Source organism: Endozoicomonas sp. 8E (assembly GCF_032883915.1).
In the GTDB taxonomy this organism is placed as follows: domain Bacteria; phylum Pseudomonadota; class Gammaproteobacteria; order Pseudomonadales; family Endozoicomonadaceae; genus Endozoicomonas_A.
In genome coordinates, this window is the sequence record NZ_CP120717.1 from 1,807,027 (window position 1) to 1,831,776 (window position 24,750).

26 protein-coding genes are annotated in these 24,750 nt (G+C 47.0%); 16 read left to right on the forward strand and 10 right to left on the reverse strand.

Going from position 1 to position 24,750, the window contains the following annotated elements:
• Positions 1-18 precede the first annotated feature (18 nt).
• The 10 genes from P6910_RS06585 to frdD all read left to right on the forward strand — a co-directional run bounded on the left by P6910_RS06585 (position 19) and on the right by frdD (position 8,230).
• On the forward strand, positions 19-1,293 hold the full coding sequence (locus P6910_RS06585; protein WP_317145476.1) for a TyeA family type III secretion system gatekeeper subunit: 1,275 nt from the start codon (positions 19-21) through the stop codon (positions 1,291-1,293).
• A gap of 75 nt (positions 1,294-1,368) precedes the next feature.
• A complete protein-coding gene (locus P6910_RS06590) occupies positions 1,369-1,740 on the forward strand; it encodes a hypothetical protein (protein ID WP_317145477.1) in 372 nt (123 codons plus the stop codon).
• 62 nt (positions 1,741-1,802) lie between these two features.
• Complete coding sequence (locus tag P6910_RS06595; protein WP_317145478.1) at positions 1,803-2,219, forward strand: EscI/YscI/HrpB family type III secretion system inner rod protein; 417 nt, start codon at positions 1,803-1,805, stop codon at positions 2,217-2,219.
• A gap of 78 nt (positions 2,220-2,297) precedes the next feature.
• Entirely contained in the window at positions 2,298-3,089 is a 792-nt protein-coding gene (gene sctJ / locus P6910_RS06600) for a type III secretion system inner membrane ring lipoprotein SctJ (protein WP_317145479.1), read from the forward strand.
• Positions 3,086-3,793: a SctK family type III secretion system sorting platform protein gene (locus tag P6910_RS06605; protein WP_317145480.1), complete on the forward strand. Its 708-nt coding sequence runs from the start codon at positions 3,086-3,088 to the stop codon at positions 3,791-3,793. Before sctJ ends, P6910_RS06605 begins: the two co-directional genes overlap by 4 nt.
• A complete protein-coding gene (locus P6910_RS06610; protein ID WP_317145481.1) occupies positions 3,772-4,437 on the forward strand; it encodes an HrpE/YscL family type III secretion apparatus protein in 666 nt (221 codons plus the stop codon). Before P6910_RS06605 ends, P6910_RS06610 begins: the two co-directional genes overlap by 22 nt.
• Before the next feature lie 481 nt (positions 4,438-4,918).
• The gene (frdA, locus tag P6910_RS06615) at positions 4,919-6,721 is read left to right on the forward strand and encodes a fumarate reductase (quinol) flavoprotein subunit (RefSeq protein ID WP_317145482.1); all 1,803 of its coding nucleotides are present in this window, start codon (positions 4,919-4,921) and stop codon (positions 6,719-6,721) included.
• A 14-nt stretch (positions 6,722-6,735) separates the two neighbouring features.
• A complete protein-coding gene (locus tag P6910_RS06620; RefSeq protein WP_317145483.1) occupies positions 6,736-7,482 on the forward strand; it encodes a succinate dehydrogenase/fumarate reductase iron-sulfur subunit in 747 nt (248 codons plus the stop codon).
• Positions 7,482-7,868, forward strand: coding sequence for a hypothetical protein (locus tag P6910_RS06625; protein WP_317145484.1), 387 nt, complete (start codon positions 7,482-7,484; stop codon positions 7,866-7,868). Before P6910_RS06620 ends, P6910_RS06625 begins: the two co-directional genes overlap by 1 nt.
• Positions 7,869-7,879: 11 nt before the next feature.
• Positions 7,880-8,230, forward strand: a complete 351-nt coding sequence (frdD, locus tag P6910_RS06630; RefSeq protein WP_317145485.1) for a fumarate reductase subunit FrdD — start codon at positions 7,880-7,882, stop codon at positions 8,228-8,230.
• A gap of 70 nt (positions 8,231-8,300) precedes the next feature.
• Here the strand turns inward: frdD and P6910_RS06635 are convergent, their stop codons facing one another.
• Entirely contained in the window at positions 8,301-9,020 is a 720-nt protein-coding gene (locus P6910_RS06635; protein ID WP_317145486.1) for a hypothetical protein, read from the reverse strand.
• A gap of 199 nt (positions 9,021-9,219) precedes the next feature.
• On the opposite strand from P6910_RS06635, the gene P6910_RS06640 reads away from it, so the two are divergent.
• A complete protein-coding gene (locus P6910_RS06640) occupies positions 9,220-10,224 on the forward strand; it encodes an adenosine deaminase (RefSeq protein WP_317145487.1) in 1,005 nt (334 codons plus the stop codon).
• The gene (locus P6910_RS06645; protein WP_317145488.1) at positions 10,217-10,906 is read left to right on the forward strand and encodes an SDR family oxidoreductase; all 690 of its coding nucleotides are present in this window, start codon (positions 10,217-10,219) and stop codon (positions 10,904-10,906) included. The genes P6910_RS06640 and P6910_RS06645 overlap by 8 nt, the downstream gene beginning before the upstream one ends.
• Positions 10,907-10,948: 42 nt before the next feature.
• On the opposite strand, the gene P6910_RS06650 is transcribed toward P6910_RS06645, so the two are convergent.
• From P6910_RS06650 to P6910_RS06670, 5 genes are all read right to left on the reverse strand, one after another.
• Positions 10,949-11,641 carry an anti-sigma factor domain-containing protein gene (locus tag P6910_RS06650; RefSeq protein ID WP_317145489.1) on the reverse strand — a complete coding sequence of 231 codons (693 nt, stop codon included), beginning with the start codon at positions 11,639-11,641 and terminating at the stop codon, positions 10,949-10,951.
• Positions 11,626-12,198: an RNA polymerase sigma factor gene (locus P6910_RS06655; RefSeq protein ID WP_317145490.1), complete on the reverse strand. Its 573-nt coding sequence runs from the start codon at positions 12,196-12,198 to the stop codon at positions 11,626-11,628. Before P6910_RS06655 ends, P6910_RS06650 begins: the two co-directional genes overlap by 16 nt.
• A 246-nt stretch (positions 12,199-12,444) precedes the next feature.
• On the reverse strand, positions 12,445-12,768 hold the full coding sequence (locus P6910_RS06660) for an Hpt domain-containing protein (RefSeq protein ID WP_317145491.1): 324 nt from the start codon (positions 12,766-12,768) through the stop codon (positions 12,445-12,447).
• Positions 12,769-12,833: 65 nt separating this feature from the next.
• On the reverse strand, positions 12,834-15,152 hold the full coding sequence (locus P6910_RS06665; protein WP_317145492.1) for a DUF1631 family protein: 2,319 nt from the start codon (positions 15,150-15,152) through the stop codon (positions 12,834-12,836).
• A 189-nt stretch (positions 15,153-15,341) separates the two neighbouring features.
• Entirely contained in the window at positions 15,342-15,620 is a 279-nt protein-coding gene (locus P6910_RS06670; RefSeq protein WP_317145493.1) for a hypothetical protein, read from the reverse strand.
• Between the two features lie 235 nt (positions 15,621-15,855).
• Here P6910_RS06670 and P6910_RS06675 point away from each other — a divergent pair, with 235 nt between their 5' ends.
• Positions 15,856-16,161, forward strand: a complete 306-nt coding sequence (locus P6910_RS06675) for a hypothetical protein (RefSeq protein ID WP_317145494.1) — start codon at positions 15,856-15,858, stop codon at positions 16,159-16,161.
• 79 nt (positions 16,162-16,240) lie between these two features.
• Positions 16,241-16,768 carry a GNAT family protein gene (locus P6910_RS06680; RefSeq protein ID WP_317145495.1) on the forward strand — a complete coding sequence of 176 codons (528 nt, stop codon included), beginning with the start codon at positions 16,241-16,243 and terminating at the stop codon, positions 16,766-16,768.
• A gap of 112 nt (positions 16,769-16,880) precedes the next feature.
• Here P6910_RS06680 and sctV read toward each other — a convergent pair whose 3' ends face one another.
• From sctV to P6910_RS06695, 3 genes are read right to left on the reverse strand one after another with little or no spacing between them, the layout of a single operon-like run.
• Positions 16,881-18,968: a type III secretion system export apparatus subunit SctV gene (gene sctV, locus P6910_RS06685; RefSeq protein WP_317145496.1), complete on the reverse strand. Its 2,088-nt coding sequence runs from the start codon at positions 18,966-18,968 to the stop codon at positions 16,881-16,883.
• 51 nt (positions 18,969-19,019) lie between these two features.
• The gene (locus P6910_RS06690) at positions 19,020-19,313 is read right to left on the reverse strand and encodes a hypothetical protein (protein ID WP_317145497.1); all 294 of its coding nucleotides are present in this window, start codon (positions 19,311-19,313) and stop codon (positions 19,020-19,022) included.
• 58 nt (positions 19,314-19,371) lie between these two features.
• Entirely contained in the window at positions 19,372-19,743 is a 372-nt protein-coding gene (locus P6910_RS06695) for a hypothetical protein (protein WP_317145498.1), read from the reverse strand.
• A 254-nt stretch (positions 19,744-19,997) separates the two neighbouring features.
• On the opposite strand from P6910_RS06695, the gene sctC reads away from it, so the two are divergent.
• Together sctC and glpD are read left to right on the forward strand one after the other, a co-directional pair.
• Entirely contained in the window at positions 19,998-22,160 is a 2,163-nt protein-coding gene (gene sctC / locus P6910_RS06700; RefSeq protein ID WP_317145499.1) for a type III secretion system outer membrane ring subunit SctC, read from the forward strand.
• 164 nt (positions 22,161-22,324) lie between these two features.
• On the forward strand, positions 22,325-23,881 hold the full coding sequence (glpD, locus tag P6910_RS06705; RefSeq protein ID WP_410493884.1) for a glycerol-3-phosphate dehydrogenase: 1,557 nt from the start codon (positions 22,325-22,327) through the stop codon (positions 23,879-23,881).
• Positions 23,882-24,085: 204 nt separating this feature from the next.
• Here glpD and P6910_RS06710 read toward each other — a convergent pair whose 3' ends face one another.
• Positions 24,086-24,724 (reverse strand): sugar transferase, encoded by a 639-nt coding sequence (locus P6910_RS06710; protein ID WP_317145500.1) that lies wholly within the window; start codon positions 24,722-24,724, stop codon positions 24,086-24,088.
• Positions 24,725-24,750: the final 26 nt, after the last annotated feature.

The following is a 24,750-nucleotide window of genomic DNA, read 5'->3' on the forward strand; positions in this document are numbered from 1 at the left end:
GCATGCAGGAGGCATGACATGACTATTCCACTCGACAGGGCCGGTGGTGCATCAGCGCCATCGTTTCTGGAGAGTAACCAGAACGTTGCAGGTAACCAGGGAGCCAAAGGCAAGGTTGCCGGACAAACGGTTCAGGTTCGGTCTGATGCCACTTCTGCGCTGCTTGACAGTGCAGAAGAGCTTTCCATGGTCGCTGACCGCTTCAAGCAAACCAAACTCAAAGACAGAAAACTCTCCAGTGGTTCAGAACTCTCTGACAAGCTGCTTGAGCGCATCAAGAAAATACAGGCTATTCAGGAAACCCAGGCGTTCAAGGATCTGGTTAACAATTTCAGTAATCAAACCAATCTCAACCCCAATCAGGTTCTGAAGCAGGCCCAGGAATTTTCCGACGACGTGCTCGAGCAATTTGCGGCACTGGATTTTGCCGCAGAATATTTTGAAGAGCAGGGAGACCAGGAAAAAGCCAATCAAATTCGTACGGCTCAGCAAAGCATCAGGGAAAAGAACCCGACACTGATCCAGGCTGGCCTCAATATCTCTGAGTCAGCAGCCGAGATGATCGAAGAGATGGGCTTTGACGTTGATGTTCGTACGGTCCGTGAAAGCTATGCCAACCTCATTGACTCAGCGAAGATGGATCATGTGCGTGATGACGGTTCACTCAAGACAACTTATCGCTATCTGGTAGAAACCTACGGAGCAGAGAATCTGGAAGGAGCTATTCAGGGGCAACTTGATCTCCTTGCGACGGATTTGAACTGCACCACTCACTCCACTTCACCGGTCAGATTGAAAGTCATTATTGATGATATGAAAGGGCTGAAGATTCAGTCGGGTGTTCATGATGCCTGTTGCGAAGCTGAAGAGAGGCTGGAAAGAACATTCCCTGAAGAAAAAGTCCTTCGACTTGTGCTCATGGAAGAGATGCTCGATCTCGTCGATCAACAGTGGGTGACAGAGTCTGATTTTGAAAAATTGCCGTTAAAAATGAATCTGGAAAAACTGGAAGCTCATATTTTTGCATTGACTTCCATCGTCGATATCGTGAGGTCCATTCCCGAAGAAGTGTTTACCAATGATGAGACCAAACTGAATATGCTGTCTGCGGCAACAGACAGTCTGGATAACAAAATTGAAGAGGAAGAGTCAGAGGCCATTGAAGAGGCTGCTCTGGATGCCGCGCTGGATGATAATTTCTTGGGTGAGGTAACCGCCTCTCTGGATTTGCCATCAAGTAAGAAAGTTGAAACGCCTTTTTTTGCTGCTGGGAAGGAACAGAAGTCTCAGTAGCCACCACTAAAGACTCTACAGCTGGTAAAAGGCAGGGGGTCCTGTGAAAGCTGTTTAGCACGAGGAAAGCAAGCTATGGATTGGCGCGATGAGGTGGTTTCGGATATCGGCCGGGGAATGGGTATTGAGGGACTCAGTTTCGGCGTATCCGGAGTGATCAGCATGGAATTTGAATCAGAAAGGACCTTGTATCTGGAGACTCAGGAAGAGGGGGTTCTTGTCTACATGGTTCAGGGGTTGTCCCGATTTGATGCCTCCAAAAGTCTGGTTTACGCGCTAAAAAAGTGTCATTACACCCAGTCACTTGTGCTGCCATTGCAAGCAGGACTGAAAGGAGAAGAGGAACTGGTCTGGTTGATTTATCTCAATAATGAGCAATTCTCCCGTCCAACCGTCGAAAGTGCTATCGAATCAATAATAAGACAATCCGAGCAGCTTGCTGCTTAAGGCTCCATAGGGTGGCAGGCTCGGCCTGCTGAAAACTGTGACCAACTCAAGAGGTCAGCTATATGGCCGAAAATATTATCAACTCAAAAGGCCTGACAGAGAAAGCACTTGAATCTGCCGAAACCTTTGCCGTTCCGGAGAAAGTGGATGCAGGTGCGGCAGATAAATTTGGCAGTTTGCTGTCAGGTGATGCCGATGGACAGCAGGCAATACAAGCTGCATCAGCGGTTGGACAGCCAGAAGGGGGAGCCCTGACTCTGGGAGATAAGATTCTCAGAGGTATGCAGGGGTTAAGAGAGCATGTTGAAGCAGGTAAGGAGAATGTTGTCTCCAACCTGCAGCCTGGTGAAACCATGACCATGCAGGACATGTTTAAAACCCAGATGGCCATGACCAACCTGATGGTCACCGAGGACTACATAGGGAAAATTGTCAGTAAGAGTACCCAGACGTTTGATACTCTGCTGCGTAATCAGTAATTCCTGATGGAGTCCTGAAGCAGGTGCACAGCTGTCTGGTTATTTTGGATCCAGAAATACAGCCGGAGTCACCCGTTCATGAGCAAGGGAACTGTGCACCGTACTCTGAAATACCTGGGAGTCATCTGTCTCAGCTTTCTGCTGTCCGGGTGTAAGGTTGAGCTCTACTCTGGTCTTTCTGAAAAGGAAGGCAATGATATGCTGGCTATCCTGCTGGATGGGGGCATACCTGCAGAGAAGCTCATTAATAAAGAAAAGATGGTGACCCTGATGGTGCCATCTGATGAAGTTTCACGATCGATCAAGTTGTTGCGTGGTTATGGATATCCCAAGGAAAAGTACTCTTCCATTGGTGATATTTTTCCGAAAGACGGTCTGATCTCCTCACCCACTGAAGAGAGGGCTCGCTATACCTATTCCATGTCGCAGGAGCTTTCATCAACATTATCCATGATTGATGGTGTCATCACCGCTCGTGTCCATGTAGTACTGCCCCAGGAGCAGGATTCTCTGAGTGACGTCAATTACCCTTCATCGGCCTCTGTGTTTATCAAGTACACACCGGAGCTGGAGCTGGCGGGTTTCATTCCAAAGGTCAAAACACTGGTGTCTAACAGTATTGAAGGGCTGTCCCTTGATAAAATCACGGTTTCTCTCTTTCCGGCTACCCGCATTAATCAGGGGAGCAGTGCCGCACCCAAAATGGAATCGGTATTTTTCGTTAAGGTCAATCCTTCTTCTGCCGGGGCTTTGAGAGGGGTTATCTATGGGCTCCTGTTTCTTTTGATCATGACCCTTGCCGGTTGTGGAGCACTGTATTGGATGATGTTTATGAAGAAAGGCAAGAAAAAAGTCAGGAAGACTGAATGAACGCAGAACAGCCAAATCTTCAGATGGACCCTCAATTAGAACTGTTTCAGTCCGTTGCTGAATTTAACCACTACCTGGTTCGCTTTATTCATCACAGCTGGTTGCAAACTATCAAGTTATCACCACTGGTCAAACAGCTCAGAAAGGCCGGTAATGCAGATTACCATCTGTCTCATTTTTTATTAAAAGAGTTTGATCTTAACAACGACTTTGATTACGACTTTGATGAAAAGCACAAAAGAATAGCGCTGGCTGACGAAGAATCCATTACAAAACTGGCTTTTTATTTGGGCATTATTCTCAACGAAAGTGTTATTCGAAATACCCTTCGTAAGCAGGAAAGGCTATTGCTAAAGAAAACGCTGGGTGAGGATGGATTTCGTTTTGCTGTCAAAAAGGCGCAGTTTTTCAGTCGCATCGGAACTGATCTGGGGCCAAGCTTTTTGATTGACTGGGATCATCTCGATAGTTTTAAACGATATCTTACGCAATCCGGTTTTCAAGTGCTTGGAAGGGCTTTCTCAGAGAGTTCTCCTGCCTTTATCAAAAGGCTGGAATTAAAACTGCCTGTTTCATTTCGCGATACTATCTGGAGTTCAGACCGGAGTTCTGAGAAGTCGGACCTGGATATCAATCAGTGCAAGACACTGGTCGTTAAAGCTCATAAAGAGGTGAATAAAGAATGGCGTCACCTGTTCGTCTGACTTCCGGACAGTTGACGATTGACCCGTCAGCGAAAGTCCTTAAATCACAAGATTATGCAGACTATCTTGAGTCTGAAAAAATCGTCAGCAAAGCTCGGGATCATGCCAGAGAAATACTGGAGCAGTCTCGTCAGGCCTATGAGAAGGAAAAGCAGAGAGGTTATGAAGAAGGTTTAGCAGAAAGTAAGGTGGATCAGGCTGAGCAGATGCTTAAGGTTGTCAGTCGAACCATAAATTATCTATCAGAGGTGGAGAAAGCCCTGGCTGATATTTTAATGTCGGGGATTAAAAAAATAATTGGTGAATATGATCAGGAAGAACTTGCCGTAAGTCTGGTAAAAAATGCACTACAGCACGTCAGAAATGAGAAGCAAGTCACCATTCGTATCCCTCCCAGTCAATTCAAGATGGTTAAAGCAAGACTCAATGAAATACTGGGGGAATACAAAGGTGTAGGCTTTATAGATCTTGTTTCGGATGAGCGTCTGTCTACCGGTGACTGTATCATGGAGAGTGATATCGGGGTTGTAGATGCCAGTGTAGATCTGCAAATCAAGGCGCTACAAAAACGCTTTGAAAGAATTAACTCTGGAGCTGTCACCAGTATTACCAACGATCATTCCATGTTCGATGAGTCAAAATGATTGTGATTCATATAAGGCTATAACCTTCCCTAGTCACTTTTTCTCAGTCCCCGAATCAGGGGTGTTTTACTATTATCTATGAAAAACCGTTTGTCACACATCATGTTCAGATACTGATTTCTCTTTATTTTTTGGTTCGAATGAGAATGATTTAGAAATTGCATTTACCCTTTTCAGCGTGAGGATGCGATAAATACTCATATCTGTGAGATTTGACGTGATTGTTTAAGATCTTCTCAGTGAGTATATTGAACTCATTAACTTGTTAACGGGTTTGGCTGAACACTGTCATGGCAAGAGCCAGAAAGGCCTCAAATAGAGCTATACTGATTTTCAATGTTAGCACAGAGAATCCTTCCAAAAGGCAGTATCCGGACATTACCCATCAGGTTCCCTTTACAACTATTTTACTTAACCCTGTCCGGTTGTGACGAAGTCTGCTGTCAGACCAAAAGACCGGAGCTTCAGCAGAGGTGGCATAATGCAGGTCATCAAGGCCGATGTTGCAATTGTAGGTGCCGGTGCTACTGGTCTTCGTGCAGCTATAGCGGTTGCAGAAAAAGACCCAAACCTGAATATCGCACTGCTTTCAAAAGTCTACCCGATGCGCAGCCATACAGTGGCAGCAGAAGGGGGCTCAGCGGGTGTTATTCAGGATCATGACTCTTTCGAGAATCACTTCAAGGATACCGTTTCGGGTGGTGACTGGCTCTGTGATCAGGATGCTGTCGATTACTTTGTTCAGAATGCTACTGAAGAAATGATTCGGCTGGAACACTGGGGATGTCCATGGAGCCGGAAACCGGATGGTAACGTTAACGTACGTCCATTTGGCGGTATGAAGATTGAGAGAACCTGGTTTGCTGCTGACAAATCCGGTTTCCACATGTTGCACACACTTTACCAGACATCTGTCAAATATTCTGCTATTGAACGCTTTGACGAGTACTTCGCTATCGACCTCATTGTTGAAGAGGGCCGTGTCCAGGGTGTGGTGGCTGTTGAAGTTAAAACCGGTGAGCCGAAGGTTTTCCTGGCTAAAACCGTGATTCTGGCAACCGGTGGTTCTGGCCGTGTATTCCGCTTCAACACCAATGGTGCCATTGTGACCGGTGATGGTCATGGCATGGCTATGAGAGCAGGTGCGCCTCTGAGAGATATGGAGTTTGTTCAATACCATCCAACCGGTCTGCCCGGTTCAGGTATTCTAATGACGGAAGGTTGTCGTGGCGAAGGCGGTATTCTCCTCAATAAGCATGGCTATCGCTATTTGCAGGATTACGGCCTGGGTCCAGAGACACCGGTGGGGCAGCCAAAGAACAAATACATGGAACTGGGCCCACGTGACAAGCTCTCTCAGGCTTTCTGGAATGAGCAGCGCAAGGGCAATACCGTTGAAACCCCTCTGGGTGATGCCGTGCTGCTGGATCTTCGTCATCTGGGTGAAAAGACACTGATGGAGCGCCTGCCGCTGATTTGCTCACTGGCTAAAAACTATGTAGGTGTTGATCCTGTTCATCAGCCTGTCCCGGTCCGTCCTGCGGTTCATTACACCATGGGGGGAATCCGTACTGATATTAACTGTGCCGCCGATATTCCGGGCCTCTTCGCTGCCGGAGAATGTGCCAGCGTGGGTATGCATGGTGCTAACCGTCTGGGCTCAAATTCTCTGGCAGAAACAGTGGTATTCGGTGCCCTGGCAGGTGATAAAGCAGCCGGGTTTGCTCAACAGGCTGTAATGTCTGATGAGAAAAAACTAATGGATCAGGCGAAAATGCACCTGGCCAGCATCGAAAATCTGCGCAACGCAAAGGGTACTGAAAAAGCCTCTCACATTCGTCATGAGATGGCGAAAACTATGGAGCGTTGCTTTGGTATCTATCGAATCGGCGAAGAGATGCAGGAAGGGGTCGACAAAATTGCAGAACTTCGAGAGCGCTTTCGTAAGGTTCATGTTGAAGACCGCAGCAAGGCTTTCAACACTGAGCTCTTGCAAGCTTTTGAATTGCAAAGCTCTCTCGCTGTTGCTGAAACTATGGCTGTAGGCGCACTGAATCGTAAGGAGTCTCGTGGTGCTCATCAGCGGATTGATGGCTTTGAGCGCCGTGACGACGAGAGGTTCCTGAAACACACTCTGGCCTACTATAACGGTGACTCAGCTCCCCGTTTGGACTACCAGAACGTCAATATTACTCGCTATCAGCCAGAAGAGCGTGTTTACGGTGCAGCGGCTGAGAAGGGCACTGTAGCTGAAAAGAGTGCTGCGGCGTCTGATACCAAGTGACGGGAGAGCTGAAAATGAGTCACAAGACAATCAACATTGAGATTCTGAGGTACAACCCGGAAAGCGATGAGAAGCCCGGCTATAGCAAGTTTGAGGTGCCTTTCCTCGAAGAGTGGTCCATGCTGGATGCCCTTGAATACATCAAGGACGAACTGGACTCTTCCCTGGCCTATCGCTGGTCTTGCCGCATGGCTGTCTGCGGTAGTTGTGGCATGGTCATTAATGGAACACCAAAGCTGGGTTGTGAGAGCTTCCTGAGGGATTACAAGGGCACTATCAAGGTAGAACCTCTGGCTAACTTCCCGATTGAGCGTGATCTGGTGGTGGATGCGGAAGACTTTATCAAAAAACTGGAGTCTGTTAAGCCCTACATCATCAATGCAATGGAAAAACCGGTTGCAGAGGGTGTGAACAGACAAACACCCAAAGAGCTGAGCCTTTACAAGCAGTTCTCCAATTGCATTAACTGCATGCTTTGCTATTCAGCCTGTCCTCAAATGGGAATTAATCCGCTGTTTACAGGGCCAGCCGTTATTGCACTGGGACACCGTTATAATCTGGATACGCGGGATGATGGTTATGATGAGCGTACCGAAGTCATTCAGGGCAAGAATGGTGTTTGGTCCTGTACCTTTGTGGGCTATTGCTCAGAGGTCTGCCCGAAGAATGTCGATCCGGCTGCTGCTATCAACCAGAACAAGTTGCAGGGTGCCCAGGACTGGGCTTTGTCTTTCCTGATGCCGCGTAAAGGAGGCAAGTGATGAGTCGTCGTCCTTATGTGCGCCCCATGAAGCGCACTTGGTATAAGGATCATCCTTTTTACCGCGCCTATATGACCAGGGAAGCGACCTGTTTGTTCGATGCAATATATAGCATCAACCTGTTCTTCGGCATTCTTCAGCTGACCCGGGGAAAAGATGCCTGGGAGGCCTGGCTGTCCTTTCAGGCTAATCCTCTGATGATTTTGTTCACAGTTGTGACACTGGGGATGACTCTGTTTCATGCAATCACCTTTTTTGATATGACACCACGGGTATTACCTCAGCAGATTCGCAAGATGGTGGCTGATAATGTCGTCAATAAACTGATGTATGCAGGTCTGGCAGCTGTTTCTGTCATTATTTTTGCAACTGCAGTGCGGTTTTGAGGGAGAGAGTCATGAGTCAGAAAAGACACATTGAGCCGTTGCTGTGGAGTTTGTTTGGCGCTGGTGGCACGACAATCGCCTTCTTCTTCCCGGCTGTGATCCTGGTGATCCTGGCGGTATCTCTGGGCGTGATTCCTGCAGAAGCGCTTTCTTATGAAAGAATGTCAGGTTTCTTCCTGAATAACCTGATTGGACAGTTGGTTCTTCTGGTCGCCCTGGTGCCTTCCTACTGGGCTTGTATCCACAGGATTTACCACGGACTGCATGATTTGGGTTTTCATCCGGGAGCAGGGCTGAAAGCTCTGCTTTATGGAGCCACTCTGGTTTTGAGTGTGGTGACTGTGATGCTGGTACTGGTCTGATTTAACAAGATTTCAGATCAAGAAAAGCCATCAGACAGTGTTTGACGGCTTTTCTTCTGTCTGAGCCCGGCTACAAAGCGGACATTTCGATGCGAATCTGACGAAGTTGCTGCTCCAGGGCCTTCTGCTGACCAGGCGTTAGCTCTCCTTCCTGTAACTTCACACCCAGTTTGTTGACTATCTGACTTAATGAAGAGAGGCATTCCTTTTCTGTACGCTTAACCATCTCCTGGAGAAGATCCTGCCCAAGCCCGCTGTTATTGAGGTACTCATCGGCCTTGATTTTGGCAATGATTCTGACCGGGCTTTCTGAGGTGCCCGGCCGAGTCATGTACTCAGTGATTTGTTCAAATTGCTCTGTCAGTGAAACGTCTGAAACCACCAGTTTACTGACGATATCTTTAGCAGTGAGCTGGCCAGCGAAGCCGGCTAACAGTTTCTTGGCTCTCTCTGACTGATTTTTTGGTAAGGTTGAGATTAGTTTATCCAGTTGATTCAGATCCTTGATGAAGCGATCCATGGACATCTTAGCACCGACTAAATCACCCTCTTTAAAAAACTCCAACATCATGCCCAGCTCTGCAGGTGCCAATTTACCTTCCGAGGGCGCTGTTTTGACACCTCTGGAGAGAATCGACTTGTTTCCTGGTCCTGACTCTGGCTTCTCTGCTGAAAGATATTTCTTCGCTTGGGCGGTATCAGCAGACGCATTGCCTTCATCGACAAGGGATTTGTTGGGGTCAAATTGTGTCTGGGGGAGCGGTTGTCCTGAGCCATCAATTTTCGACATAGTACCATTCCATGGTTTTTAGCAAGAATGCAGCCTGAAAGCGAAAGCACCATTGCTGATATCGCTGCCTGATTTGCAGGCAGGGTAGTATTATGAGTATCTTCTGAAAGGATAGCTCTTTTTAACGTGGAAATGCAGTATTCATTCAAGAATGAACTCCTGACTTTCCTCAATGGCAGATGAAAAGGCAGACTCTTCCATGATTGACTCGTTACCCAAAGCAGAGCTTCATCTGCATATTGAAGGTACTCTGGAGCCCGAACTGATGTTTTCTCTGGCTGAAAGAAATAAAATCAGTCTCCCTTACCAAAGTATCGACGACGTCCGGGAGGCCTACCAGTTTTCCAATCTGCAATCCTTTCTGGATATTTACTATGCCGGTGCCCGGGTTCTTCAGACCGGGCAGGATTTCTATGATTTGACCTGGGCGTATCTTGAGCGCTGTCAAAAGGACAATGTGGTCCATACCGAGATTTTCTTTGACCCACAGACCCACACCGATAGAGGTATTCCATTTGCCACTGTGTTTGAGGGCATTGAGGCCGCACTTCAGGATGGCAGGCAACAGCTGGGTATCAGCAGTCACATCATTATGTGTTTTCTCCGTCACTTGGGTGCAGGGGCAGCGCTGAACACTTTTGAAATGTCGAAACCCTGGCATCAGAGAATGATTGCTGTCGGTCTCGACTCTACTGAGTTGGGGAACCCTCCGGAGATGTTTACCGAGGTCTTTGACAAAGCCAGACAGGCTGGGTTGAAGACCGTTGCTCATGCAGGAGAAGAAGGTCCGGCAGAGTATATTTGGGGGGCTTTGAAGGCACTGAAAGTATTGCGGGTTGATCATGGTGTTCGATGTCTGGACGACGAAAGTCTTGTTCAGTATCTGGTTGAGAACAACATTCCTTTGACAGTGTGTCCCCTTTCGAACGTCAAGTTGTGTGTATTTGACAGATTGTCAGACCATAATCTTAAGCAGATGCTGGACAAAGGACTCTGTGTCACTGTCAATTCTGATGATCCCTCCTATTTTGGTGGTTATATCAACGACAATTTCCACGCTACACAGCAAGCGTTAGGGTTGGACGATCAGGCTGTTTATCAATTGGTTCGAAACAGCTTCAATGCCAGTTTTCTTGAGCGTTCAGAAAGGTCTGAGTATCTGGCTCGTCTGGACAGTCTTTATGAGGAGTTAAGTGATGACTAAAACGGTGGTGGTGACCGGAGCAAACCGGGGTCTGGGTCTGGAGTATTGCAGGCAGTTTTTGGAAAAAGGCTACAAAGTCTATGCCTGTTGTCGGGCACCGGAGTCGGCGGAAGATCTGCTGAAGTTGAAGCAGCAACACTGTGAAAAGCTGGAGACGGTGCCTCTGGATGTCACCCATCCTGCACAGAGAACGAACCTGAAGAACACGTTGCAGGGAGAGCAGATCGATATACTGATCAATAATGCGGGCATCTACGGTCAGCGAGTAAAATTTGGCGAAGTTGAGTCTGAAGAATGGCTCAAGGTCATGAAAGTCAATACCATTGCACCTGTTTTGCTGGTGCAGGAGCTGGTTAAGTTGATGCCTCAGGGGTCAAAGATTGTATTGATGACCAGCAAAATGGGCAGTATCGCTGACAACACAAGCGGTGGAAGCTATATTTATCGCTCCTCAAAAGCGGCATTAAATGCTGTTGGCAAGAGTATGGCGCACGATCTGTCGGATAAGGGAATCAGTGTTGCTATCTGCCACCCGGGTTGGGTTGTGACGGATATGGGTGGGCCCAATGCTCTGATTGATTCCCGAACCTCCATCAAAGGACTGATGGCAGTGATCGAGCGTCTCGGGCCGGAGAACAGCGGTCAGTTTATTAACTACGACGGTGCTCTGATCCCCTGGTAATCAGAAGCTTAGACACTGCTTTTTCAGGCAGTGTCCATGAATTTAATAAGTTCGTGTACTCCAGTCTCCTTTGTCCAGAACAGGCCCCATATCCCAGCCGTTGGGTGCGCCCTTCTGGTCCTCCAGTGTGACTACAATTTTTGCTTTGGAAAGCTTTTCTGTCCACCCCCTGGGTATCGTCATCTCTTTGGTGCCTGATTCAGGCAGCATTCCCAGAGAAATGGGCTCAACACCATCCACCACCAACCACAGCTCACAGGCTTTCCCTTCGGGGACGGAATCAGGCTGAACGGTCTCCATGACCAGCTTTTTACTGCCCAGGGATGCGTTGAGAATCCACCCGGGGCTTTTTTCCTGATTATTGACGACATAAACGTACTCCATACCTGTCGGGTTGACTGAGTGGAAATTCGCCAGAACCATCAAAAGAGCCAGGGCAACAGAGGCAAAAGCGGAACCTTGCCAGAACTTCAGACTGCTCCAGAATGATTCTTTGTTGCCAGTGGCTTTGTGAATATTTTTCCAGATATATTTTGGCGGCTTCACAGGAAGTAAAGCCTCGTTCAGAACATCCAGATGCTCTCGCCATTCATCAACTTCACGCTGAGCATCGTGGCTCACGGCCATCAATACTTCAAATTGAGCTTTTTCATCGGGCGTCAGCAAGCCGAGCACATAGTCTGCTGCAGCCTGATTTCTTTCATCAGGATTGCTCAGGTCTAAGCGGTCATGCATTCCTTCAACCTCATCAGTCCACGTCGAATCCATGTTTTCACGGTGCCAATAGGAACTTCCAGCTGGTTAGAAAGATTCTGATGAGTCATTCCATCAAAATAACTGAGTTCCAGACAGCGTCTCTGGTTATCATTCAAAGTTTTCAGACAGCGGTGAACTTCTTGACTGTTCTGTCTGTCCGTCACCATTTGTTCCTGACTGGAACTCTGGTCGACCTGCAGGTCAAGGGTTTCCGTTTCCATCTGGGGCTCCCGTTTCAGCTTCCGCAAATGGTCCAGTGCCTGATTTCTGGCAATGGTATTCATCCAGGTCATGGGAGCAGCCTTACTGCTGTTATAGCTGGATGATGCCTGCCAGATCTTGATATAAACTTGCTGAAGGCAGTCTTCAGCAAGCTCCCTGTCTTTCAATATACGCAGGATCACGGCAAAGAGTTTCGCCGAAGTCTGCTGGTAAAGATGTTTTAAGGCTTTTTGTTCCCCCCGGGCACACCTGGCCAGGTCTTCAGCAAGGCTCTGGGGAGAGGGTGTTGATATTGGGGTGGAGGTCAGACTCATTCCGCTCGTTCTGCTTATAGGTTAAGAGGCGTTACTCTACCGGATAAATCGTTCCCATCAAACCTCCATAAAAGACACGTAGCTTGTCTGACTGTCTTAAACAGACAAAGAGTGTATGCAACAGTGGTTCTGTAATCTTGATCCGGGTCATCGGAATGATTCCGGTAACATTGGCTGCGGAGATTATCCGGCAGGATCTTTCCGGTTTGAGTACAACTCACTGTCACACAACGGCAGTCGTGGTCTTTACAGCTTTCTGATAGCTTCAGAAACACCGCTGTAACATTCTTTGATGCCAGAAAGTAATGACTCGAACTTGTCATTTTCAGCGCGTTTACCGGCTTCTTCGAGCTCATTGGTCAGCTGTATCAGCTGGCTGGCTCCCACAATCATAGAAGAGCCTTTGATTCGGTGTGCCAGGCTGGCGATCTCTTGATGCATCTTTTTTTTAACCGCTTGATCCAGAGACCTGAGATCTTCTTCTGTGGTGTTGAGGAATTCATCCAGAAGCGTCTGCATCAGAGGCGCATCGTCCTCGGTAAGCTCTTGCAGATTCCCAAGGTCGATCAATGGATACCTCCTTTTTATCTGGATCATTTCTGTAGAACATTCAGAATATGTGTCGTCGATAGATGCTAAAACTTCAGAAATTTGTTCATCACGGCATGCAGAGCCTTATCGAAGAATTGAGTGTCTTCAATAATACAGATGCGCTCATTTTCTATGCCGGACTTGAGTGCATAGCCGGACATTTCGGCTACTTTCATCCCGGAGCTGTTAACGAAGGTATAGCGATGGGTGACTGCATTGATAGAGGAGAGTCTGCAACGGAAATGCTGATCCTGCTTGCCTATGAATTCAACCCATTGGCCTACAATTAGTTGTGCCCCGGTGTGTTCGTCCAGAGTATTTTTGTCGCTGACTTCGTCATCTTCTGAAACATTATCAACGACTTCAGGTAATTCAAGGTCAGAATCATCTAACCTTTGACTCTGGAGTATGATCTCTTCTGTATCCGGTTCTGGATGCACTTCTTCTGCTGTTGAATCTTCGGGGGATACAGAAATGACTTCTTCTCTGGGGAATTCAATGGGTATTGATATCAGTGCGTCCAAATCATTCATCCATTCAACTACGATAAAGGGGTCATGACCGGTTTTGTTGAGATAGTCGAGTAACATAGTTTTTAACAGAAGACAGTCCTGAGCTGAGACTGAGTCACGGTGTTCTGGTTGTAGATTCCATAACAAAATATCCAGTGTATTGATGGCATCGAACCATGAAACGTCTGCTGATTCTGAGTTACTAAGGGCACTCTCCAGAATATCAGACCAAACATCATTTACCAGCTTTTCCATGGACTCCGGCACTGTATATTGGCGTGTAGAAATAAGATTGCAGATGATGAGCTGGAATTCGCTGTTAACCTCGCCTGTTTCAGCTTCAGGAACAATAGCCTCGGTAATGACAACTTCTTCATGTACGGCAGATTCAGTCTGATTGGGCTCTGTCGTGGTTTGATTCTGTTCTATGGAACCCCTGATTTTAAGTAGCTTTTCGTTAAAGTTTTTATGACAACTGGAAAATATGTCAGGGTTTTCTGTGAAGTGTTTGATAATGTACTTGATGGTGTCTTCAATCAACTCGATGACAGGCTTCTCGGTTTCTGGTTCCAGTGTCGTACGCATACCGGCCGAAGTCATGTCATTGAGTAATTCTCTTGCCGCATGGTGGCGATCGGTTAAAAAACTTTCTTCCAGCAAAGTCAGTTTTAAAACAGGAATCTGAAGTAAGCCAATCAGTTTTTTAACTTCATCCGGTAACTCATGATCGTCCAGAATAAACTCGAACAGCATGCCGACCATGTTGATAAGGTCACGGTGCCTTGGTGATAGTTTTTGTTTTACGCCTTTGTCCTTCAAAGCGCCCTTTATAGACTCTGCCAGGCTGAAGATAGAGGCATTTTGACTTGAAAGCTCTTCCTGTATAGATGTCAGGGTGCTGGCTAGCTCGACGCTGGCAAACAGATTGGCATCACAACTTACCGAAGCATCAGGAGCCTCTGACGGAGCATTCAGGAGTCCTTCTACTCTGGAAAGCAGCCTGTTTGCCAGCTCATTCATGAATGCTTCATTCCAGATGTGGGATGAGTCTTCCGTTTTTTGACTCGTATCAAGTGCAGGCGCTTCTTGCTTATTTTGGGGAACAGCATCTCTGCTGTTGCCCGCTGATAATTCTTGAATGTGTTTCGATTTTGAAAAGGGTTCATCTTCAGGGATTTCTGCAATTTTTGTAGCCGGTTTACTGATTTCAAGGCCGATAGAGTCAAGGTAATTGTCTACTTCATGCCAGAGCTCCATCACCGCAGGCTTTATCTTGACAGCAAATTGTAAAAGCAGCTCCTGGGTCAGTTCCGGTTCCAGCTGAGCGGGAAATAGTGCCTGCGCAAAACTCTCACAGATCTTCTGAGCACCCAGTGGATTATTCTCCGGCTCAAAATGGATTAATCCGGACAGCCTGTTTTGAATATTGTTGAAGTATTGAAGATGGTCACTCATGCTGAGCTGCCTGGCGGCAGACTGCAATGCCAGTTTTTTCTCAAGGTCGCCATTGTCAACTAATGACAACTCATCCAGAGATATGGAGGTGTTTGTATTGTCCTCTTCTTCAAAATCATGAAAATGTTTTAATACTTCCATCCGGAAGCATTCTATGATCTCACTTTCTGATCTTATCAGGCCCTGTCTGGCTTCTATGAACTGCATGATTTGAGCATTATTGTGGCCAGCCTCAGAAAGCTTCACCAGATGTTGAATCAGGTCAGTAAGAATAGGATCGACATGGGGGAATACCCTCTTTTGGAAAGCATTAATGAGAACAGTGTTTATTTCACCGACCTGAGAGAGTTTTGCCGAACTCGGTAGCGATACAACATTGCTCAACGTTCTTGTCATAAATCTTACTACTCCTTGTATGACAATTAGTTCTGAGTTTGGCTCTGGTCCTTTAATTGAGTGGCCTGTCTGATTGGCCTGAAAAAGACCCGGGTTATGCCTCAAGCCAATACATGTAAGTTATTTATCCTGTTGTAATTTATCTAAAACAGTAGATTTATAATCAAAAGAAGTAAAAGAGCTAGAGGGTTAGCCCTCTTTTAACTCTTTAGATATTTCCCGAGCTTTCTCCATAGCCTTGTTAAAGCCATTTTTGAACAGGTTCTCCCTGATCTGCCTTTGAAGCTCTTCCGGGCTGATCATGCCGTCTTCGACTTCACTGGCTTCACCTTCTTTCATCTCTGCCTGTTTTTTGAGATTAGCAAAGCGCTCTGCCTCAGCCGCATCAATTGGCTGTACCGGCTGGGTGGGGTCAACTTGACCACGGTTGGAAGGCTGGATGGGTTCTGCGTCATGGTTAGTGATCATGGTTCTCTCCCAGGGTTGAATATTCTGATGAGCGGTTATGTCTATCCTTGTTTATATCGCCCGTAAACATACTTCAGTGTAGTTAAGTGGGTTGAAAGTTTACCTGAGAGCGAAATGGAGGTTGTTCTATGGATCAAGGATTTTTATTTCCAATCTGTGTAAGAACAGAGGGTGCATATCTTAAAGCCCGCCATAGCTTCGCCGACAACTGGATTAGTTATGTTTGGAGAATGTTATGAGTGGCCAACATTTCACATTGACCATTAGTCAGAGCACATCAGACGCAGGCGATTTTGCTATCCACATGAAAGAAGAAGGCAAATCGGAGCAGCTTTTAGTACACCTTCGGTTTATGGACTTGCCCATGCTGGACGAGAAGTACCTTGATGATATCGTTGGCGTTCTGGCTCGAAAACTTGCCAAACGCGTCATTGAATGGCGTGTAGCTCCCGACCTTAACCCTGACACTATGCCCGATGCGCAGGATGAAGCAAGAGCCGTTGTTGATGCCATGTTGGATAAAATGAAAAAAAGGCAGTAACAGACCTTATGCCTCTCTTCAGTCACACAGTATTTTGCCGATTGAATACCTGATGAATTGATCATGTCAGGCAATGGATATGCGCTTTGATCTGGGTAACGGATATTGTGTTAGAAGCTTTCTTTATGGTGATGCACCATCACTTTCACGTCATGGCAACAACTGGAATGTGGCCAAGAATCTCAGGGACAGTTTTCCTCACCCCTATACGATAGAGCACGCCAGAGCGTGGATTCAGCATGTAAAGGAAAATGAAGCTGATACACGTTTTGTGATTGATCATCAAGGGGAGGCCATAGGTGAGATAGGCTTTGTAACCCAACTGGATGTTCATCGCTTTACGGCTGAAATTGGCTATTGGCTATCCGAGTCTCACTGGGGAAAAGGCGTAATGACTCAAGCTCTCAGCCGGGTTGCCCAGTACGCTATGGACGAACTGGGTCTGGTTCGCATTTATGCCGATGTTGTTGATTACAATAAGGGGTCTGGAAAAGTACTCGAAAAGTGCGGCTTCCAACTCGAAGGTGTCCTCAGGAAACATATTTTCAAAGGTGAAGATTACTTTGATCAATACGTTTACGGTCTGGTTCGCTCTGATCTTCAATAATCCTCCACTTAACGGTCTCTAAAAGAAGATCTTTCTTCATTCCCTGTATTTCTTTTCTGACCAGACAGCCTTTCTACTAAAGAGAATAGGCTGTCTGAGTTATCAGCATTGATTAAAGTGATATACGACCCAGAGGCTGTACTGTGATCTCTTCAGTAAGCTCCTGGTGGGACAATACAGCCAGATCATAAACTTCCAGTTCCAGAAGCTTCCTGACGTATCTGCGAATATCCATGGATGTGATCAGGACAGGCTTATGTTCAAGGTGTCCAATTTTACCCACTGTGTTTTTTACATTCTCGACAAAGCGAGCAGACTGGGACGGATCAAGAGCAAGGTAGCTGCCTGCCGACGTCTGCCGGATGCCACCACGAATGGTATCTTCAACATCCTGATCAAGAAGATATACGGGCAGCATGTTTTTACCATTCGAATACTTGTAACTGATGTATCGTTTCAATGATGAACGGACGTATTCAGTTAACTGAACCACTTCTTTTTCTTTATGGCCCCAGACGACCAGTGCCTGAAGTATGGACCTCAAGTTTCTGATCGAGATGTCTTCTGAGACCAGGCGCTGGAATATTTCAGTAATTTTATTAACTGGTAGAAGACGCTGGACTTCCTTTATCAGCTCGCCAAATGAGGATTCCATTTTTTCCAGCAGATAGCGGGTTTCCTGAATGCCAATGAACTCTTCTGCATATTTTTTCAATACGTGTGCCAGATGGAATGTCAGGATTTTCGGGGCATCCATGTAATTAACATTATTTTTTTCCAGCTTTTCTTTCTGGCTTTCTTCTGCCCACAGGGTATCAAGGCTGGGCAGGAAATCGTCTTCCTGTTCATAAGGGATTTTCAGCATTTCCAGGTGGTCAATGGTTTCACGAACGAAGACATAACCCGGTCTGAAATGACCGCTTGCCACAGGAACTTCCTGAAGCATGATGGAATAGGTGTTGTCCATCATGGAGTCATTAAAGCGAAGGTGGATACCAGGGAAAGGAACCCCGAGGTCCATGTAAAGCGCTTTTCGTACTTTCAGAAGCTCATCGTTAAGCATCTGGGTGTTCAATGTTTCCTGGATGGAAGTCGGTACATCAATAATCAGTGGCAGGGTTTGCGTAAACTCTTCCTGTTGATCCAGTCTGGACTTGGCATCTCCGGCTGATTCAGTCGCAGCGGCCATGGCTGGAATCCCGCCTTCAGCTTCCTGAGCCATCTCGCGGGAGGCCTTCCTCAACAGGTAATAGCCACCACCACCAATCATCAGAGCCAACATTAGAAATATGAAAGTGGGGAAACCGGGAATCAGGGCAAAGCCAAGAAGCAGAACGCCTCCAACCAGCAGCGCTTTGGGTTTATCGAGTAGCTGTCCACCAATTTCATTACCCAGATCTTTGGAGTCTTCGTTGGAGACCCTGGTGACGATAATACCGGAGGTGATGGAGATCAGCAGAGCGGGTATCTGTGAAATCAGACCATCGCCCACGGTCAGGATGGCATAAAGCTGCAATGCCTCACCTGCCGTCATGTCGTTCATCATGGTACCAATGGCAACACCGGCTGTGATGTTTACAAAGATAATGATCAGACCCGCGATGGCATCACCTTTTACGAACTTCATGGCACCATCCATGGAGCCGTACATCTGACTTTCTTTCTGCACCAGTTCCCGACGTTTTTGTGCTTCCTCCATCTCGATGGAGCCGGCACGAAGGTCGGCGTCGATACTCATCTGTTTACCGGGCATACCGTCCAGTGAGAAACGGGCACTGACTTCTGCAACCCTCTCAGAGCCCTTGGTGATGACAAGGAACTGCACAATTGTGATGATCAGGAAGATTACGATACCGACAATCAAGTTACCGCCTACCACAAAGTTTCCGAAGGTATAGACGATTTCACCGGCATCAGCCTGGAGAAGAATCAGTCGGGTAGTAGTGATAGATAGCGCCAGTCTGAAAAGGGTCGTTACCAGAAGCACCGCTGGAAACGAAGAGAATTCCAACGGAGATAACAGATAGATAGACGTCATCATCAGGATGAAGGAGAGCCCCATGTTGAGGGCAATAAGAAAGTCCACCAGAACGGTGGGCATGGGCAAAATGATGAGACTGACGATGGCTACCAGCATGACTGCCAGCATCAGGTCATTTCTTTGGCCCAGTTTATTAAGCCCTGCTACGACAGGATTCATGCTTTATGACCAGTCTGTTTGCAGGAGAGAGCAGTCTGGTCAAGCAAGAGATTATTTTACAGCGGCTTTCTTTCTCTTTTTGAGCAGTGCTCGCCCCTTGATCCATTTAATAGCCCGGGTATCCATTCCAGGCTTCGCGTACTGCAGAAAAGTATCGGCGGCCTTGATGGAATCTTCAGGTCGATCCGTTTGCAAGTAGGCGTAGCTGAGCATTCGATAAACATCGGGGTTTTTGGGCTCAAATCGTCTAACGGCTTCTAACAAAGCGATCGACTTTCGTGGCTGTAGATACTCCATATAATACGAGGCCTGAGCCAGTAACCACTGCCTTAATGGCCTATTCATGGTTTCTCCTCCCTCATGTTTTCTCCTCCCTCATGTTTTCTCTTCCTTATTGTTGCTATTAGCCTGCGACCAGAACATTTCGTGTCATGGTCAGGTATTCCTGCAATTCTTTTGACTCTTTTAATATGGCCAGAGCAGCTTTTGCTTCGGGCCATTCTTCAGCGTGCTTACTCAGAAGGCTCATGGCCATGTCCGTCATCATGTGATGTTCATCAGGGGAGAGTGAAGGAGCTTTTTCAGTCAGGCCGAGCGCGTATTTTTTCTCACGATTCTGGTAGTTACGACCCAGTTCAAGGGCTTTCCAGAGCTGGGCTGAAATACCCTCACCGGAGGGTTTAAAAGAAGACTTGTCTTTCGGAAAGTCTTTATCAATAAAATCATTATTGACGAATGAAATACCCGAAAGACCGTTTTTAAAAGACACGTCCATAATGCAGAGCCTCTGTTTGGATGAATTGATTATCTTCGTTTTAGCATCGGCCGGATGACAGTAAACCGTAGCACTGGCTCTAAAACTGTGTAAATGATTAGAATTGAAGGGTAATCTTGGATACACTGTTCTTGTTCTGTTGTGTATTTAAAATAGCTATAAAAAAATACAACATTAATTGTAAAAAGTTTATTTAGCCGTTAATACCTTTATTATTGGGTTGTTTAGAGGATGGGCATGGAGGCACTCTTCAAATGGGCTCAAAAACTCTCAGACTCTGGCTGATTTTGTTGCCTGCTCTGGCTTTGTTAATCCCAATACTTTTTGCTGGCTTGTTGTCGTCCACTTCCCAGGCGGCAGTGTGGTCTTCCGTTTCCCAATCTGACACTTCTCGAAGGCATATCGTGCGCCCTGGTGAATCGCTCTTCATTATTGCTCAGAATTATGGGTTTGAGCTCCATGAGCTAGCTGAGTTGAACAACATTAGCAACCCTTCAAATCTGATGGTGGGACAAACCATATACCTACCAGATAGTTCTACCGAATACGTTGAGCCCGGGTTTCAGACAACCCGGCCAGCAGGGCCTCCGGTTCAGGCTCTGGATGCAACTGCATTTCCTCCGTCAAGATCCAGACCTGATGAAGAGGAATATTTCCGGTTGCAGCAGTGGATGGGTGGCCAGAAACAAACGACAGATATCGAAAGTATCGACTACAACTATGTGCGAAAGACTCCACAGCCCGAAGTCAGGGTTGGCTTTGATATTCCTCTGGAAGCTGAAGCATCATCCAAGGAACAAGATAGTCCTGAGTCTGCGATCGAACAGGTGAAAAGTATTGAAGCGGCCAGCAAGGCATTATTGGAAGAATTGGAGGAGGAGGTAAAAGATTCAGATTCTCCAGCTCTGGCCGTCTTTGGAGACCGTCCTTATTCCTTTTATGGCAGTGGTGAAGATCTGCTCGAGGCATTACAGAACTTTGCTGCCAGTTACTATGTTCCAATCGTTATCTCTGAAGATGTTATAGGTGAAGTGAACGGCAAGATTGGTCCACTGACGCCCGTCGATTTTTTGGATCACATGGCTAATATTTACGGATTTATCTGGTATTTTGATGGCCACTCACTCTACATTTACAGTGGCAGTTCAGCTGAGCAAAAGATCATCAGCCTTGAATACATGAGTACCCGGGACTTCAAGAAAACACTTAAAAAAGTGGGTGTCTGGGATGGTCGCTTTTTCTGGAAAGAGCAGCCAAAAGATGGCCTGATTTATGTATCCGGACCGCCAAGATACATTGAAATAGTGGGACAAACGGCTGAGTTACTCGACGATAAAGAAGGTGAACGGCAGAAGAGTAAATTGACAGTGCGTATGTTCAGACTCAAGTACGCTTGGGCCACCGATAAAAGTTTCAATTTCAGAGGTCAGCAGATCGTTGTTCCCGGGGTAGCTAGCCTGTTAAGAAACATCGTCAGTGGAGGAGGGGTTTCCAGCGTTGAACGTAAGCCTGTTGAACCACTTGCAATGCAGCCTGCAAAGGGTGTTGTTCGCAGTGGTACACAGAATAAACAGCAGTCCCGGCAGCCCGAAGAAGCATTGAATGCCGGTGCCTATATTGAAGGGGCTTACATTAGTGCAGATCCAAGGCTGAATGCCATTATTGTCCATGATCTGGAGTCCAAGATGGTCATGTATGAAGGCCTTATCGAATCTCTGGACAAACCTTCTTCCCAGGTCGAGGTCAGCGTCTCCATTATTGATGTGAATACAGCCGATATAGAAGCGCTGGGTGTTGACTGGAACAATACCCGTGGAACGAATTCTGAAATTACATTTGATCCGGGTTCTTCCGCCTATGATGATGACTTCTCTTCATTCACGACTGTTCTGGGTATGAACATAGGCAGTTTTAATGCTCGACTCAGTCTATTGGAGGATGAAGGTCGAGCCAAAGTCGTTTCCAAACCTTCCATTCTCACACTGGACAATCTGGAGGCAGTCTTCGATAACAGCAGCACCTTTTATGTTCAGGTGGCCAGCCAGGAAGATGCAGAACTGTTCCCTGTTACTTCGGGAACCGTTGTTCAGGTTACCCCCAGAATTGTCAAAGAGGAGATAGGTCGTCGGATCCACATGAGTGTGAATATTCAGGATGGTGGTGACACTAACGACCAGAATCTTTCCCTGCCCAGAGTCAGTAACAGCTCGATTAGTACACAAGCAATTGTAAACGAAAATGAAAGTTTGCTGATTGGTGGCTTCTATAAAGAAAGTCAGGATCAGAAGACGACTAAAGTTCCGCTACTGGGCGACATACCTGTTCTTGGTCGCCTGTTCCGTGCCGATAAGAAGCAAAACATCAGCCAAATGCGCTTGTTCCTGATAACCCCTCGCATCCTTGGTGCAGGAGCCTGATCCAGGGCGTTCCTGCACGCTTCACATTTGTGCCATATCCCTGTTATGAACCACCTGTATATTCGTATTTATTCGAATTTGTAAACATGTTGGTTTATTTTGTACTATAAAGTTCGATATAGTTTATATGATTTCGTAAATATTCGTTTTGGGGTGTTAGTGAAATGAAGCAGGTGCAGACAGGGGATCTCTTTGACATCTATGTGATTGGTGGTGGTATCAATGGTGTAGGCATCGCCGTAGACGCAGCAGGCAGGGGCCTGAAAGTCGGTCTGTGCGAGAAGTCTGATCTGGCCGGGGCTACCTCATCAAGCAGCAGCAAGCTGATTCATGGTGGTCTCAGATATCTGGAACATTACGAGTTCCGACTGGTTAAGGAAGCGCTGGCAGAGAGGGAAGTTCTGCTTAAAATGGCTCCCCATATTGCTTCTCCCATGCGCTTCTGTCTGCCTCACAGACCTCATCTGCGACCCGCCTGGATGATTCGTGCCGGTCTCTTTCTCTATGACAACCTCAGTGCCCGGGTTTCTCTGAAGGGATCAAACTCCCTCAGATTTGGCAAGGATTCTGCGCTTAAGGAAGACTTCAGGAAAGGTTTCGAATATTCTGATGCCTGGGTAGATGATGCCCGTCTGGTTGTTCTGAACGCCATGGAGCTTCAGAGAAAGGGGGGAGAAGTTCGTACTCGAACTCAGGCGTTGCGTGCAGAACGAAAAGACGGTGTCTGGCATATCACTCTTCGTGACGAGATCACTGGAAAAGAGTCTATTGTTCGAAGTCGTGCCTTGCTGAATGCGGCCGGCCCCTGGGTTCAATCTTTCTTTGATGAGGGGCTCAAGCAAAAATCCCCGCGCAAAATCCGTTTGATCAAAGGCAGTCACATCATCATTCCTCGTATTCACCAGGAGCCACGTGCCTACATTCTGCAGAACGAAGATCACCGGATTGTTTTCGTCATTCCCTACCTGAACAAATATTCATTGGTGGGTACCACCGACGTTGAGTATAAGGGTGATCCTGCTGATGTATGCTGCTCTGAAGATGAAAAACGTTATCTTTGCGATATCGTGAACAAACACTTTAAACAACAGATCTCACTGAATGACGTTGTTTGGGATTACTCTGGAGTGCGTCCACTGTGTGAAGATGAATCAGACTCTCCCCAGGCAATTACCCGCGACTACACCATGGAGCTGGAAGATCAGGATGGCGAGGCGCCGTTGCTTTCTGTCTTTGGCGGTAAACTGACGACCTATCGCAAGCTGGGTGAAGCGGCTGTTGGCAAACTTAAGCCTTATTTCCCTGATATGGGCGAAAGCTGGACTAAAACCTGCCAGCTGCCGGGCAGTGAAGGGTTCAAGAGTGTACAGGACTTTGTCGAAGAGCTTTGCAATGCTTATCCATGGTTGCCTCGAGAGATCGCTTCTCGCTTCAGTAGAACTTATGGAAGCCTGAGTCGTCGTTTGATAGGAGAGAGTCGTTCACTGGACGATTTGGGAGAGCATTTCGGTGCCGGGCTCTATGCTGCCGAGGTTGATTATCTGATTGAGCATGAGTGGGCTTACCAGGTTGAAGATATCATCTGGCGTCGAAGCAAGCTGGGCATTGAGCTGGATAAAACCGGTAAGAGCAAACTGGAAGCCTATCTTACAAAAAGGTTACCTGAACTGATTCCGGATCGATGTATTGATAACGGCTCATTACTGAAGAAAGTCGTGTAAAGGTGGAGACATCAGCCACCTTTCTTACACAAAGGGGTTTATCCCGACTTTCTCTTGTGGCCTGAGGAGCGTGAAGCACCGGAAGGGATAGGGTGTTCACTGCTTCAGAGGCCCATGGCCTGGGGTTCATAGCCGGGAAGGAATGCGCAGAGCTTTGGACGTAGCGAACCATCTCAATTATTGAGGTCATTAATTTGATGGTTGTTACCGCTTGCCCGTTGCCATAACCCAAAAAGTCTTGAACAGGATGCTAACGTCCATTTTTAGCCAGTCAGCAGGGTTGCTCAAAGACAGCGCATAGGCATGGTCATAAGCGACTCTGTTTCTCAGATCATAGAGGGTTTCGTCGCAACTCAGGTTTATCTGAGCCAGTCCGGTCATTCCGGGGATAACATCATAGGTTCTTTCAGTATAAAAGGGGATGTTGTCTTCCAGCTTATGGCAGATTCCAAGGGGCTCAGGTCTGGGACCGACGATGGACATATCGCCCATGAGAACATTCCAGAGTTGAGGTAATTTATCCAGACGGGTCCTGCGAAGAAAAAGACCTGCTTTGGTGACTCGGAGTTCATTCTTCGTCGCCCGGACAGGATCACTTTGGGCTTCTTTATCGACGCTCATGGTTCTGAACCGGTTCATTAGAAAGAGGCGGACATAGTTTTTGCTCTGATAGCCAATGCGCATCTGACGATAAAAAACCGGACCAGGACTGTCCAGTTTGATCATTAAAGCAATGAAGGGGTAAAGAGGCAGTGTAAAAATAATGCCGATCACTGCTAAGGCCAAATCCATTGCTCTTTTACCGAGAGTGGTAAGCGGGTGCACATAGGTGACTCCTCTCATGGTTCTACTTCCTTTTATCTTCGGCT